Genomic DNA, 13527 nt, shown 5'->3' with positions numbered 1-13527 from the left:
GAACGCGGCGCTGTGGTCCCCGGTGGGGGCCGCAGCGCCGCTGTCGTTCCGGCGTCTAACCGAGCGGGGGAAGCTTCACGACCTGCCCCGCGTACGCGAGCCCGGCGCCGAACCCCACCAGCAGGGCGGTGTCGCCGGGTTTCGCCTTGCCGGACCGGAGGAGTTCTTCCATCGCGAGCGGAATCGACGCGGCGCTCGTGTTGCCGGTCTCGGCGATGTCCCCCGCGACCGCGACCGAATCGGGCAGGGCCAGCGCGCGAACCAGCGCGTCGGTGATGCGGCTGTTGGCCTGGTGCGGCACGAAAGCGTCCAGGTCGTCGACGGTGACCCCGGCCTTGCCGAGGGCGTCGCGGCACGCCTTCTCCAGGAACGTGACGGCCCACCGGAACACCGCGGCACCGTTCATGCGGATGTAGGGCCGTTCGGGCACGGTCCCGCTGCCGCCCGCCGCCTCGACTTCGGCGAAGTACCGCGCGAAGTCCTTGTCCTGCTTGATGGCGTCGGTCTGGGAGCCGTCGGAGCCCCACGCGACCGGTCCGATGCCCTCGGTGTCGGAGGGTCCGACCACGGCGGCGCCGGCCCCGTCGGCGAAGATGAACGCGCACGTGCGGTCGGTGGGATCGAGCAGATCCGACAGTCGTTCGACGCCGATCACGAGAACGTGACGGGCCTGTCCTGCCCGGACCAGGGCCGCCGCGTTCCCCAGCGCGTAGCAGAAGCCCGCGCAGCCCGCGGAGATGTCGAACGCCGCGGTGTCGTGCATACCGAGTTCGGTGGCCACGACCGCCCCGGCGGAGGGGCCGAGCACCATCTGCGACGACGTGGCCAGCACGACCGCGTCGATCTGGTCCACGTCCAGCCCGGCTGCGGACAGCGCCTCGCGGGAGGCGGTCACGCTCATCGACACGATCGTCTCGTCGGGTTCGGCCCAGCGGCGGGTGGCGATGCCCGAGCGGGTCCGGATCCATTCGTCGGAGGAATCGATGCGGTCGACGATCTCGGCATTGGGCACGACGCGGCGAGGGCGGTATGCCCCGATTCCGAGCAGAGCGGCGTGCGTGACCGCGGGTGCGGTGTTGATAGCGGTGGGCATGGTGTCCTCTCCGGCCGGTATCGATGGATTCCGGCCGGATCCATCATGGAACCGGACGGCGGGTTTCGGCACGGACTTCCCGTATTGCGCACCCTACGAGCTTTCCGGGGCTCCCGGCACTACCCCTTGGGTGACGTTTCCAGCCGCCATCCGGACGCGGCGTCGCGCTGCCGCCAGAACTCCGCGAAGCGACCCCCTGCGGCGAGCAGTTCGTCGACGCCGCCGTCCTCGACGACGCGGCCGTGCTCGAGGAACACGACCCGGTCGGCGGTGCGGATGCTGGCCAATCGGTGCGCGACGATTACCCGGGTGCGCGGCGTCGGGTCGGCGGTCAGGGCCTGCACGATCGCGGTCTCGTTCTCCGTGTCCAGCGCGCTGGTGGCCTCGTCGACGAGCAGCACCGGTGCCGGTTTCAGCAGCGCCCGCGCGATCGAAACGCGTTGCCGCTCACCCCCGGACAGCGCCCTGCCGCCTTCGCCGACGCGGGTGTCCCAGCCGTCGGGGGAGGCCGCGACGATCTCGTCGACCTGCGCGAGGGTCGCGGCGGTCGCGAGCGTGGCGTCGTCCGCGTCCGGGTTGCCGACCAGGATGTTCTCGCGGATCGTGCCGTCGAACAGGTACGGATGCTGGAAGACCACCCCCACCAGGTTGCGCCGGGAGATCGGGTCCAGGTCCGCGGCGTCGATGCCGTCGACGAGGACACGCCCGGTGTGCGGTTCGTGCAGCCCGGCCAGCAACGCCAGCACCGTGCTCTTCCCGGATCCGGACGGCCCGACGATCGCGGTGGTGGTGCCGGGGTCGAACGTCAGGTCCAGACCGTCCAGCACCGCAGCGCCGTCGTAGCGGAAACCGATGCCCTGCAATTCGATACGTGGCGGTCGGCCTGTGATGGTATTCGTTCCGGATCGGTCGTCGACGGGGGCGGTGAGCACCTCGCGGATCCTGCGCAGCGTCGTGATCGACGCTTCGACACCCGCGGTGAGATCGCCCAGAGTGGTGAACGGATCGAGGTAACGGACGATGACGACGATCAGTGCGATCGCTTCGGGGACGTCCAGGTCGCCGCGGACGGTCAACGCCGCGACGGTACCGGCCAGGATCACCAGCGCGAGCTGCGCGGCGAGGCTGAACACCAGCTGCCCGGGGATCTGCATGCGGATCAACCGGAAGGTCGCCGAGTGCTGCTCCGACAGAGCCTTGCCCACGTGGCTGCGGGCCGGCTCGACGCGGCGTGCCGCGCGCAGCGCTTGCTGGGTGCGTGCGAACTCGACGATCCGCTCGGTCAGCGCCGCATTGGTGTCGGATGCGACGCGGTCGGCGCTGCGGGAGAACCGGCCCGCCGCGAGGAACGCGCCGAGCAGCAGCGGGACACCGGCGAGCGCGGCGACACCGAGCACCCAGGAGATCGGGAACAGGGCGATCGCGATCGCCAGCGGCAGCAGCACCGCCCCGAGCAGCGGCGTCACCAGGTACACGATCAGACCGACGAGATCCGGGCCGGTCGCGGCGATGGCCTGACGGGCGGTCGCGGTGTTCTCGGCGGTGAACCACGTGAGCCGGATGCGGGCGATCCGCTCGGTCACCTCGTGCTGGGCGTGCGACAGCAACCCGAATCCGAGGTCGAATCCGAAGCGGGAACCCCACGCGTCGACGACCCAGCCGACGACGGTGACGGCGGCGAGCGCGCCCAGCCACGGCCACGCGTCGGAAGGAGTCTCGCCGAACAGCGCACCGACGAGCGGCACGAGCAGGACGACCCCGGCGGCACGGAGCAACACGCCGAGGACGGTCAACGAAAGGTGGGCGGCGACGGTGCGGCGGCTGCCGGGCGGCAGCAGCGTGAGCAGGGTGCGGATCATCGGGCCGGCTCCTGATCTGCGTCGGCGAGCATGCTGGACGAAAGTGAGCCCGCATCCCACAGCTTCCGGTAGCGGCCGCCGCGGGCCAGCAGTTCGGTGTGGGTGCCGGTCTCGGCGATGCGGCCGTGGTCGAGGACGACGATGCGGTCGACCCCGACGACGGTGTGCAGGCGGTGGGCGATCACCAGGACGGTGCGACCCTCGGTGAGGCGGCTCAGGGCCTGCTGCACGAAGTACTCGGATTCGGGATCGGCGTAGGCCGTGGCCTCGTCGAGCACGAGGATCGGTGTGTCCGCGAGGATCGCCCGGGCGATCGTGATGCGTTGCCGCTCACCTCCGGACAGCGGCGGATTCGTGCCGAGCATCGTGTCGTAGCCGTCGGGCAGCTCCATGATGCGTTCGTGGATGTAGGCGCTGCGTGCGGCCGATTCGATCATCTGATCGGTGGCATCGGGGACGGCGAGCGCGATGTTCTCCCGGACCGTGCCGTGGATCAGCTGGGTGTCCTGGAAGACGAAGCCGACCTGCTTGTACAGCTCGTCCGGGGTCAGCTCGCGGATGTCGCGGCCGAAGATACGGATCGTGCCTCCGTCGACGTCGTGGAACCGTGCGAGCAGCGACGCCATCGTGGATTTGCCGGAACCGGACAGGCCGACGAGCGCGGTGACCGTGGCGGATCCGAGCTCGAGGGAGATGTCGTGGAGCACCGGAACATTCGGTCGGTACGAGAAGCGGACGCCGTCGAACTCCACGGCGGTGGAGTTGTCGCGGAGGCGACCCGAACGGTTCCGGGTCTCGAGTTCGGGTTCGTCGAGGGCGACCTGGATGCGGCGGGCGGCGAGCATGCCGTCGCGCAGCCCGGACAGGCCGTAGCCGAGACCGAGGAGCCGGGCGCCGAAGGTGGTGCCCAGGAACAGGAACGGCAGCAGCGTCGTCGGGTTGGTGCCGCTGTTGACCAGCACGGTGCCCAGCGCGGTGATGAGCAGCAGGAAGGTCGCCGGCCGGGTCGCGAGATCCATCAGGGTCTTCTTGCCGGTGAACGGGCGCTGCCAGTCGTCGAGGAACCGGATGTACTCGTGCAGGCGTGCCCGGAACGTGGAGGCCGCGGCACCACCGAACACCCGGATGACGGGCTGGCCGTCGAGGTAGCCCGCGGCTTCGGTGTCCATCCGCTCGGCCCAGCGCGTGGACTGGGCGATCTTCGGCCCCGACTGGGTCATCATGATGATCATCGCCACCAGGTAGACGAGGATCGGCAGGAACATCGCGAGCGCGATCCGCCAGTCCACGGTGAACAGGTAGACCAGCACGGCGATCGGCGCGACCACCGCGGCGGCCGCGTCGGGCACGGCGTGGGTGATCAGGTAGTGCAGGGACAGGGTGTCGTCCTGCACGAGTCGTTTGATCCGGCCGGAGTCGCGAGCGGTGAACCAGCCGAGGGGCAGTTTCGCGAGCTTGCCGAGAAGTCGTTGCCGCAGATCGCGTTCGAAGCGGGCATCGACGGTGTGCAGCCACAGGGACAGGGCCGCCGCGAGCAGCACACCGAAGCTCACCAGCCCGACCGTCCAGATCCCGAGGCGCCACAGCGCTGACGACGGTGCGCCGTCGAGCATGCGGCGGGCCAGTTCGGTGAGGAGCACGAACGGTGCGAGCTGGATCAGGGTGACGACGGCCTGGACGACACCGGCCGTGACGAGGGTGCGCTTCAGCGGGGCGATGAGTCGTCCGCCGGCCTGTGCCTGCCACGTGCCGCGCTCCGGTTTCGCAGCGGTGGCGGGCTTTTCGTCGGCTTCGGTTGCTGTTGCCGCGACGGTGGTTCGCGTGAGAGCTGCCTCGTCAGTGGTCGATTGCTCGTCGGCGGTCGAGCGCAGCTTGCCCATTGCGCGGCCCTCGTACCAGTACGCCTGAGCGTGCACCTCGGACTTGGGGAAACCGAAGTCGTCGCGCAGCCGGGTCCGCAACTGCTTGAGGGTGTTGGATTCGGGGCCGGCCCACGCGTACCAGTTCGACCAGTCGCGGTCCTCGAGCGCCGCGGCCAGCGAGTTCGCATCCTCGCGGGGAACCCAATGCTTCTGCAGCAGAGGATGATCGGCCATCGGAATGAGATGGTCGTCCTCGTGGTGCTGTTCGAGGTACAGCTCGACGGCGACCTCCTGGGGGAGGGCGGTGAGGATGCTGTTGATCGCCGGGATCGACGCGGAGTCGCCGATCAGCAGGTAGCCGGCCGGCAGATCCTCGGGGATGTCGAGCGTCCGCGACCCGAACGAGGTGACGCTGATGTGATCGCCGGGGGTGGCGCGCTGCGCCCACGTCGACGCCGGACCTGCCGGTTCGTGCAGGACGAAGTCCACCGCGAACGTGCCCGCATCCGGATCCGTTTCCGAAAAGGTGTATCCGCGTTGGTATTCGGTCTCTCCGTCGTCCGGGTCGGGGAACCAGATCCGGACCCATGCGGTCGGTCCCGGGTCGGCGTCCTGGAACAGCGTCGGAGACGACATCCGGACCCTCAGAAAATGCGGTGCAAGCAGTTCGGTGCCGGTCACCACGGCGTCGTGGTCGCGGGCACCGAACCCGCGCATCATCGCCCCCTGAAAACCACGTTTGGCCATCAGACCCCCATTCCTATCGCCGCCAGCTCGGCCATGACCTGTTCGAGCGGTCGCCCGGGAGGGGCGACCGACAGGACTCCCCGGACCATTGCTGCCAGAACGAGTCTCACGAATTGTGTGTGTTCGACCGAGGGGAGGTCGCGGTGCGCCTCCGCCAGGTCCTCGTCGGTCTTCAGTTGTTCGGTGATCTTCTCGCGTTGCACGTCGAGTTCCTCGGCGTGCTCGCGCTGGGAGTCCTCGGCCACCGCGTAGTTGATGGAGACACCGGCGATCACGCTGGACAGTGCGATCGCAACATCAGGGCTGTATCCGCGTTTGCTCAACGCTTCGATCTGGTGCGCCATCAGGAGGCGACCGGCCTCGCCGCGGGGAAACAGGGTCTGCATGTACACACCGAGCCCGGGATGACGGACGATGAAATGCCACATCTGCAGCCCGAAGGACAGCAGATGCTGCTCGATGTCGTGATCCGGATCGTCGTGGAGCTTCAGGTCGCCGAGCAGGCTTTCGCCGACGAGCCGTTCGAGCCCCCACCGCCCGTCGACCGCCCGATACAGGGCGGTCGAGGACACGCCGAGCTCCGCGGCGACGGCGTTCATGCTCAGCCGGCGCATCCCGAGTTTCCGGCCGGCACGAATGATGTCGTCGACCTCGAACATGCGCGGACGTCTGCCGATCACGTGTCTGTTCCCCTGATTCTCACCTAAGTTATGCCCCTTAACTTAGGTCAGTCTAAGTTCCGCCCCGTTGCGGTGCAACACCGTCGTCCCAGATGGGTGATCGAGATCGTGCCGGGATTGCCGCGTGGTTCTCGCGCCGCGGGTGACGGAATGCCTCACCCGGTAGGTCCCAATGATGTTTCCGGCCAATGGGTTTGGTGTGGGTATTCTGTGGCCTTCTGTCGGGAAACAGTCGAGGGGTGGAACATGGGAACGAACGAAGCCGATCTCACCGGAAAGGTTGCGGTGATCTCCGGCGCCGGCTCGGGAATCGGCGAGGGGTTGGCCCGGCATGCCGCGGCGGAGCTGGGAATGACCGTCGTGGTCTCCGACATCGACCTCGACCGCGCGGAAGCGGTGGCCGGGGGAATCCGCGCAGCCGGTGGCAGTGCGACGGCGGTGCGCACCGACGTGTCCGATGCGGCTTCGGCCAACGCCCTGGCCGAGGTGGTGCTGCGTGACCACGGCGCACCCGCGCTGCTGGTCTGCAATGCCGGTGTGGAGCTGACCGGGCTCGTGTGGGAAACGGACCCGGCCCAGTGGGAGCGCGTGCAGGCGATCAACGTCAACGGAGCGTTCAACGTCATCCGCGCATTCGTTCCGGCGATGCTCGAGCGGGATGCGCGCGGCCACGTCCTGTGCACGTCGTCGGTCGGGGGTGTCGGCATCGGCGCGTCGCAGTCGGCGTACACGGTCAGCAAACACGCCGTCCGGGTCCTCGCGCAGTCGCTGGCAGCGGACCTCGAGTCCGTCGACGCGAACATCGGTGTGTCCGTACTCCTGCCCGGCCCCGTGCGCACCCGCATCTTCGACGACGCAGCCACCACCGGAACCGAAGGGGCCGAAGGATATCGGCAGCAGATGGCTGCGTACCTGGCCGGTGACGGACTCACCCCCGCGGAGGTCGCCAAGTTGGTCTTCGAGCAGATCACCGCGGGCGCGCGGTGGATCCATCCTCACCCGGAGATGTCTTCGGCAATCCTGAACCAGCACGTGGCGGAGCTGGTTGCGGGGCTGCCGGAGGCCTGACGTTCGCCCGTGAGGGGAGCCTTCACTCGGGTGGACCGAATGATGGTTCCCGTCACCGGGTGTCGACAACAGGGCGCATCGGCCCTACGTACGTCCGTGTCGGTCCTCTCCAGTAGATTTGCTTCGAGTTCGGCAAGGGGTGCCGACACCAGGGAGAGGGGCCGACAACGCCATGCGTGACAACTCGGCCCCGCTGGCAACGACGGATGAGCGGGTCGAGGAAGCGCTACAGCAATGACGGATTTGGCGAGTCTTGGGCTCGAAGATCGAAGTGTCAGATTGATTGCCGGGCAGCGAGTGTGGGACGAACTTACCCCTCTCCTCGGGCGACGCTCGTGCACCATATTGGCGGCGGTCGCGTACGTCGGCTCGCATGCTGGTGATCTGATCAAGCTCGAGCGGGGCTCTTCGATCATCGTCGATGCGAGCGTGTCGACGGTGCGTGCCGGATCGACCGATCCCCTCGTGCTTGCAAAGTGGATCGAGGCGGGCGTACGCGTGTATTCGCTGGAGGGCTTGCACGCCAAGATGATTCTTGCCGAGTCGACAGGAGAATCGCACCCGGCGTTTCTGCTCGTGGGGTCCGCGAACTTGTCGAGATCCTCGGCGACAAGGCTCACCGAGAGCGTCGTTCTGACCGATAGCCGCGACTGCCTCGACGAGGCCTGAAGGAAACTGCTTGCGTGGAAAACACGCGCGGAACCACTCACCCTCGATCATGTACGTGCGCTCATCGAGCAATACGGTGTGGATCGGTCACCGGACCACATGGAATCCGAGCCGACCGAGACTCTCGACGAGTCGTCGTCGAGCGCGGGCGAGACGATCCCTGACGCGACAGGTGCTGCGTCGAGACCGCGCCCGACGCAGCTTCTGCTCGTTCGGATGGCAGAAGAGTTCGATCCTCCGGCCGAAGTCTTGCACCTCCGAGAGCGCCTTTCGGCCGAGTTGGGGTGTGACGATCCGGATTCGGATTCAGTTCTGTTCGTGTTCCGCGAGATCGAGGAACCCGAGTACCGCTTACCGCTCTCCGTGGGGGCTTACGTGATCGCCGTAGATGCGAGTGCGAAGGGGAAGGTGACAAAGGGAGGCCAGGTAGTGCCGCCGGGGCCCGTCGTCTACCTGTACGACGATGACAACGGGGACAGATACTGCTACTTGCACCTCACGGAGTCATCGCGTGATGTGTCGTGGGCAGACGTCATCGGGGTGTTCGAGGCGCTGGGAGAGAAGCCTGAGTTCGAGCGCAACTACTTCCGCAAGTCTGCAGTGGACGCGCTCCTCAGCCTTTGGCCTGAGTACTGAGAGACGATGAGTGTGGGTTCGCCGCCGGATTCCGGGACGAACCCACACCGTCGGTACGACCAATCACTCGGGGAAAGGCGGTGGATCATCAGTGAGGATCTCGACGTACCCGTCCGTTCCGTTCACCCGTATCCGTTGCCCGTCCCGAATGAGCCGTGTTGCATTCTCGACGCCCACGACCGCCGGCAGCCCGTACTCTCGCGCGATCACCGCACCGTGCGTCATCAAACCGCCGACCTCGGTCACCAGACCCTTGATCGCGACGAACAGGGGTGTCCAACTCGGGTCGGTGTAGGCGGTGACCAGGATGTCGTCGGCCTCGAGGTCGGCGTGCGCAATATCCAGGACGACGCGGGCACGACCCTCGACGGTCCCGGTCGACACCGCCATGCCCGCGAGGGCACCGTCCGGAAGATCCTCGCGACGGTAGGCTCCCGTGAGGGCTTCACCGTCCGACGTGAGTACGCGTGGCGCTGCCAGTGCCTGATACGTGCGGAACTCGTCCCGTCGCTCGTCGATCAGGTCGTTGCGCTCACGCTGTGTCGCAACGAGATCGGCGAGTTCGTCGAACCTCAGGAAGAAGATGTCCTCCCGATCGCGGACTACACCGTTCTGGACGAGGCAGTCGGCCTCGCGCAGCAGTGCCTGCTTGTACACGAGGTAGCGGCACACCATCCCGTACTTCGGATACTCGCGGTACCCCGCGAAGTCCCGGACACGGTCGATCATCCGCTTCGTCTCTTCGGCCTTGGTGTCCCCATCGGGTAAGGCGCGCAAGCGCTCCAGAACCTCGCGTTCCTTCTCGCCGGAGTTGCGTCGACCCTGCTCGAAGCGCTCAGCGGCGGCACCTGGACCGAAACCCTTGATATTTCCCAGGATCGGCGGCACGAGGGTCGTCGGAGCTTCGCTCCAGCGGGGCCGGGTGATGTCGATTTCGCCGACGCATCGCATGCCGTACTTGTCGAGGTAGTCCTCGATGGCGGCGCGGGCTTCGCTGCCGCCGTCGAACTTTTCGAGCTCGTCGAGGATGGCGTCGTCGTCGAAACCCGAGTCCTCGACCTGCTGCAGGAAGGCCACCACCTGCGGATGCGGGCGGATGGCGTCGGCCACGTCCAGCAGCGCCAGCCCCATTTCCGAGGTCACGTTGTGCGGAACCGATTGGGTGAGCGTGTCGGCTGCATTCCGTTCGCCCAGCCACTCGTCGAGCCGGTCGTTCAGCCAGTCGGCAGCACCCATCCCGGCCATGATCGCTTGGAGACCGCGCGGATCGAACAGGACCCGCCTGAGTTCCTCGATATCGTCCCGAATGAAGTCGATCAGCTCCGTCCCGGTCTTGGTTGCGATGTCACGCTTCAAGACCTCGAGGGAAGCCTCGCTCTGCGTGATGAGTTCGGTGACGATCGCCGGATCCGGCGCGATCGGGTCTGGGACGCCCACCGCTGCAGGGATGGAACCGTCGTCCGGACCTTGCGGGACGAAGCCGCGGTCCAGAATCGTCTGTAGCGCATCGCCGATGAGCGGATCGGATTTTCCGAGCGCGGCAACGATCGCGGGCCCGGCCGTCGCCGACGCAAGCCGCTCGGTGACGTCGACGAACAGCCGACCCCCGGCGTCACGCATCGGTGCGCGACTTGTCATCTGCCAGAAGGAAAGTCCGAGTGGCTTCATGGCGTCGGTCATCATCTGCTGATGCCCGACCGAGACGTACACGCGATTCTCGTCGTCATTGGATTCCGGGATCGGGAACAGCGTGGTGATGGGCCGGCTCTGAACGACCCGGAAATCGCCGTCGCGCAGGCACCATTCGATGTCCTGCGGGCAGCCGAAGTGCGTTTCGATCCGGCGGCCCAACCGCGCGAGCTGGAGGATCTGTGTGTCCGTCAGCACCGGTTGGGTCTGCCGCTCCGGCGGATTCTCCCGCATCTGTGTCCCACCATCCGGTGTGGCGTACAGAGCGCGCGGCTTGGTCGCGATCGTCCTGCCGACCACAGCACCGTCGCGCACCGTATAGACATCCGGGTTCACCTGGCCGGACACCAACGCCTCCCCGAGACCGAATCCGGCATCGATGGAGGTGACCGTCCGGTTGGAGGTGACGGGGTCGGCCGTGAACATGATCCCGGACGCCTCCGGTACCACCATCCGCTGCACGACCACGGCCATGTGCACCTTGCGGTGGTCGATCCCGTTGCGCATCCGGTAGGTGACGGCACGTTCGGTGAACAGCGATGCCCAGCACCTGACAACATGCCGGAGGACTTCGTCCGACCCCACGACGTTCAGGTACGTGTCCTGCTGACCAGCGAACGACGCGGACGGCAGATCCTCCGCGGTCGCGCTGGACCGCACGGCACAGGCCGTGTCGTCACCCAAGCGCGACAGTGCTTGCCTGATCGCCGCTGCCACCTCCTCCGGGACGACCCAGTCCTCGATCGTGCGACGAACCTGCGCGCTCACCGCGCCGATCTGCTCCCGATCGTCCGGAGCGAGATGCGTGAGCTGCTCGAACAGGGCGTCGAGCGCCGGCGTTCCTGTCGTGACTCGGCGATAGGCGTCGGTTGTCACGCAGAAGCCGTCGGGGACGAGGACGCCGTCGATGCGCGACAACTCTCCGAGGTTCGCGCCCTTGCCGCCGACCAGCGCGATCTGCGTCCGGTCGATCTCCTCGAAGCCCAATACGTAGTGCATGCTGCCGCCCTTCCCTGCTGGTCCAGCATTCTGCGGGCGATTATGAGCCGAAAATCGGGGCCTCATGAGGCTCGCCATTCGTGTATAGATTGGAAGTGGGAACAAGCCGAACGGTCGCGATTCCCGCTCTCGTCCTCTCTTGCTTCCTCGAACAATGGTCGGATCGTCGGGGAGCGGACCATAGGCGGCGGCAATGAGTTCGATCGGCGATGCGTCTTTGCGCCTCGTCCCGCTCGGTGTTGAACTGCACATACCGCTGTCTTCTCGGGGAATCGACCTCGGATCCGTCAGCAGCACCGCACAATTCGACGGGAGTGCCTCGATGCGCATCGGAACCATGATCACCTACAGCGGCGGATTCGCCGAGACCGTCGCCGAGGTCGCCGATCTGGAACGCGCAGGTCTGGACATCGTCTTCATGGCCGAGGCCTACTCGTTCGACGCCGTCAGCCAGCTCGGGTATCTCGCCGCAAAGACGTCGCGGGTGCAGCTCGCCTCCGGGATCTTCCAGATCTACACACGCACCCCCTCACTGATGGCGATGACCGCCGCCGGCCTCGACTACGTGTCCGACGGACGGTTCGTACTCGGCATCGGTGCGTCGGGGCCGCAGGTGATCGAAGGATTCCACGGCGTGCCCTACACGGCGCCGCTCGGACGCACCCGCGAGCTCGTCGACATCTGCCGGCAGGTGTGGCGCCGGGAACCGGTGCGCTACGACGGCAAGTACTACCAGATTCCGCTGCCTCCGGAGAAGGGCACGGGCCTCGGGAAGCCGCTGAAGATCATCAATCATCCGGTGCGTGAGCGCATCCCGATCGTCATCGCCGCACTGGGACCGAAGAATGTCGCCCTCACCGCGGAAATCGCTGAGGGCTGGCAGCCGATCTTCTACAACCCGGAGCGCGCGAACGACGTGTGGGGTGAGGCGCTCGCGAAGGGTAAGGCCAAGCGCGATCCCTCCCTCGGCGACCTGGAGGTCTACGCAGGCCCCGCGCTCGCGATCGGTGACGACGTCGATCACCTGCTCGACCTGGTCAAGCCCCACCTCGCGCTGTACATCGGGGGTATGGGTGCCCGCGGCAAGAACTTCTACAACGACCTCGCCCGCCGATACGGGTACGAGGCCGACGCCAAGATCATCCAGGATCTGTATCTGGACGGAAAGAAGGACGAAGCTGCCGCGGCGGTGCCGGACGAGCTGGTCCGGGCGATTTCGCTGATCGGCCCCGAGGGCTACGTGCGCGAGCGGGTCGCGGCATTCGCGGAGGCGGGTGCGACGACCTTGAACGTGAAGTTCCTCAGCCCCGACCCGGCAGGACGCGTCGAGCAGCTCGAGAAACTTCGCGCCATCGTCGACGCGTGACGCCGGCCGGGTGTGCAGTTGTTGTCGCGTTCAGTGTGAATCGTCGACAACAACTGCACACCCGAGCCCGCTTCATATCGTGTGCCCGAAACTTTCGGCCACGCATAGGAAGCGGACGCCCTGCGGGCGGCTGTCTCGAACCGATCGGAGACCCTAATGGGAGTCGATCAGCGAGCCTTCGACAAGTTGCGGATCAGGAGGGGAAGCTGATCACCGAGCCGGCCGGCCGGTGAGCACCGTGAGACCCAGGAGTGAGGTCGATTCCTAACCGTAGAGCGTGCCCCGGCCGGTTGGTGAGGCCGCCTGTAGCGCTGATGGGGTGTCGTGCCGTACGAGCACTGATCCATTAGGTCGCCGCCGGGTGTTCTCCAGGCTCTGGACAGGTTGCAACCGAATAGAGTTGGGAGGAAGAGATGCTCTTCGTCGGAGACGATTGGGCCGAAGACCACCACGACGTTCACCTGATGAATGACGCTGGCGGACGGTTGTCGTCACGTCGGCTGCCGGAAGGATTGGCCGGCATACGCGCACTACACGAGCTGGTAGCCGAGTACGCCGCAGAGCCCGGTCAGGTCGTGGTCGGCATCGAAACCGACCGCGGCCTGTGGGTGCAGGCGCTGACCGCGGCCGGGTACCAGGTGTACGCGGTCAACCCGCTCGCGGTCGCGCGCTACCGCGACCGTCACCATGTCTCCGGTGCGAAGTCCGACGCCGGTGACGCCAAGCTGCTCGCGGATCTGGTACGCACGGACCGACACAACCACTGATGAGGCTCAGCGAATGTGCTCGCTTGTGCTCAACGAAAGTGCCCACTCGCGGGCGGTTTCACTGTAGCGGTTGCCGTGTTCCAGTGGTAGCC

9 protein-coding genes and 1 pseudogene are annotated in these 13527 nt (G+C 66.7%); 5 read left to right on the top strand and 5 right to left on the bottom strand.

Annotated features, from left to right (window positions below; all coding sequences use genetic code 11):
* Nucleotides 1-55: 55 nt before the first annotated feature.
* The 4 genes from ACWDTS_RS10370 to ACWDTS_RS10355 form a co-directional block, all read right to left on the bottom strand.
* On the bottom strand, nucleotides 56-1093 hold the full coding sequence (locus ACWDTS_RS10370; RefSeq protein ID WP_450118116.1) for a beta-ketoacyl-ACP synthase III: 1038 nt from the start codon (nucleotides 1091-1093) through the stop codon (nucleotides 56-58).
* Nucleotides 1094-1212: 119 nt separating this feature from the next.
* Complete coding sequence (locus tag ACWDTS_RS10365; RefSeq protein WP_450118115.1) at nucleotides 1213-2952, bottom strand: ABC transporter ATP-binding protein; 1740 nt, start codon at nucleotides 2950-2952, stop codon at nucleotides 1213-1215.
* Nucleotides 2949-5561, bottom strand: a complete 2613-nt coding sequence (locus tag ACWDTS_RS10360; RefSeq protein WP_450118114.1) for an ABC transporter ATP-binding protein/permease — start codon at nucleotides 5559-5561, stop codon at nucleotides 2949-2951. The genes ACWDTS_RS10365 and ACWDTS_RS10360 overlap by 4 nt, the downstream gene beginning before the upstream one ends.
* Nucleotides 5561-6241 carry a TetR/AcrR family transcriptional regulator gene (locus tag ACWDTS_RS10355; RefSeq protein WP_450118113.1) on the bottom strand — a complete coding sequence of 227 codons (681 nt, stop codon included), beginning with the start codon at nucleotides 6239-6241 and terminating at the stop codon, nucleotides 5561-5563. The genes ACWDTS_RS10360 and ACWDTS_RS10355 overlap by 1 nt, the downstream gene beginning before the upstream one ends.
* A 246-nt stretch (nucleotides 6242-6487) precedes the next feature.
* Here ACWDTS_RS10355 and ACWDTS_RS10350 point away from each other — a divergent pair, with 246 nt between their 5' ends.
* The 3 genes from ACWDTS_RS10350 to ACWDTS_RS10340 all read left to right on the top strand — a co-directional run bounded on the left by ACWDTS_RS10350 (nucleotide 6488) and on the right by ACWDTS_RS10340 (nucleotide 8614).
* Nucleotides 6488-7309, top strand: a complete 822-nt coding sequence (locus ACWDTS_RS10350) for an SDR family NAD(P)-dependent oxidoreductase (RefSeq protein ID WP_450118112.1) — start codon at nucleotides 6488-6490, stop codon at nucleotides 7307-7309.
* A 234-nt stretch (nucleotides 7310-7543) separates the two neighbouring features.
* Nucleotides 7544-7978 carry a phospholipase D family protein gene (locus ACWDTS_RS10345; protein ID WP_450118111.1) on the top strand — a complete coding sequence of 145 codons (435 nt, stop codon included), beginning with the start codon at nucleotides 7544-7546 and terminating at the stop codon, nucleotides 7976-7978.
* Nucleotides 7979-8077: 99 nt separating this feature from the next.
* On the top strand, nucleotides 8078-8614 hold the full coding sequence (locus ACWDTS_RS10340; protein WP_450118110.1) for a hypothetical protein: 537 nt from the start codon (nucleotides 8078-8080) through the stop codon (nucleotides 8612-8614).
* Nucleotides 8615-8677: 63 nt separating this feature from the next.
* Here ACWDTS_RS10340 and rph read toward each other — a convergent pair whose 3' ends face one another.
* The gene (rph, locus tag ACWDTS_RS10335; RefSeq protein WP_450118109.1) at nucleotides 8678-11632 is read right to left on the bottom strand and encodes a rifamycin-inactivating phosphotransferase; all 2955 of its coding nucleotides are present in this window, start codon (nucleotides 11630-11632) and stop codon (nucleotides 8678-8680) included.
* On the opposite strand from rph, the gene ACWDTS_RS10330 reads away from it, so the two are divergent.
* Both ACWDTS_RS10330 and ACWDTS_RS10325 read left to right on the top strand, forming a co-directional pair.
* The gene (locus ACWDTS_RS10330) at nucleotides 11625-12668 is read left to right on the top strand and encodes an LLM class F420-dependent oxidoreductase (protein WP_450118108.1); all 1044 of its coding nucleotides are present in this window, start codon (nucleotides 11625-11627) and stop codon (nucleotides 12666-12668) included. The genes rph and ACWDTS_RS10330 overlap by 8 nt on opposite strands.
* A gap of 413 nt (nucleotides 12669-13081) precedes the next feature.
* Nucleotides 13082-13432 (top strand): annotated as a pseudogene (locus ACWDTS_RS10325) (IS110 family transposase); the annotation flags it as partial.
* Nucleotides 13433-13527 lie beyond the last annotated feature (95 nt).

It is taken from the genome of Rhodococcus sp. NPDC003383 (assembly GCF_053589115.1).
This window is presented reverse-complemented; position numbering and strand designations above follow the sequence as displayed.

Bases quoted from the DNA above. Each gene is read 5' to 3' on its own strand.
- ACWDTS_RS10370 (WP_450118116.1), bottom strand. From the start codon at position 1,093: ATGCCCACCGCTATCAACACCGCACCCGCGGTCACGCACGCCGCTCTG.
- ACWDTS_RS10365 (WP_450118115.1), bottom strand. From the start codon at position 2,952: ATGATCCGCACCCTGCTCACGCTGCTGCCGCCCGGCAGCCGCCGCACC.
- ACWDTS_RS10360 (WP_450118114.1), bottom strand. From the start codon at position 5,561: ATGGCCAAACGTGGTTTTCAGGGGGCGATGATGCGCGGGTTCGGTGCC.
- ACWDTS_RS10350 (WP_450118112.1), top strand. From the start codon at position 6,488: ATGGGAACGAACGAAGCCGATCTCACCGGAAAGGTTGCGGTGATCTCC.
- ACWDTS_RS10345 (WP_450118111.1), top strand. From the start codon at position 7,544: ATGACGGATTTGGCGAGTCTTGGGCTCGAAGATCGAAGTGTCAGATTG.
- ACWDTS_RS10340 (WP_450118110.1), top strand. From the start codon at position 8,078: ATGGAATCCGAGCCGACCGAGACTCTCGACGAGTCGTCGTCGAGCGCG.
- ACWDTS_RS10330 (WP_450118108.1), top strand. From the start codon at position 11,625: ATGCGCATCGGAACCATGATCACCTACAGCGGCGGATTCGCCGAGACC.
- rph (WP_450118109.1), bottom strand. From the start codon at position 11,632: ATGCGCATCGAGGCACTCCCGTCGAATTGTGCGGTGCTGCTGACGGAT.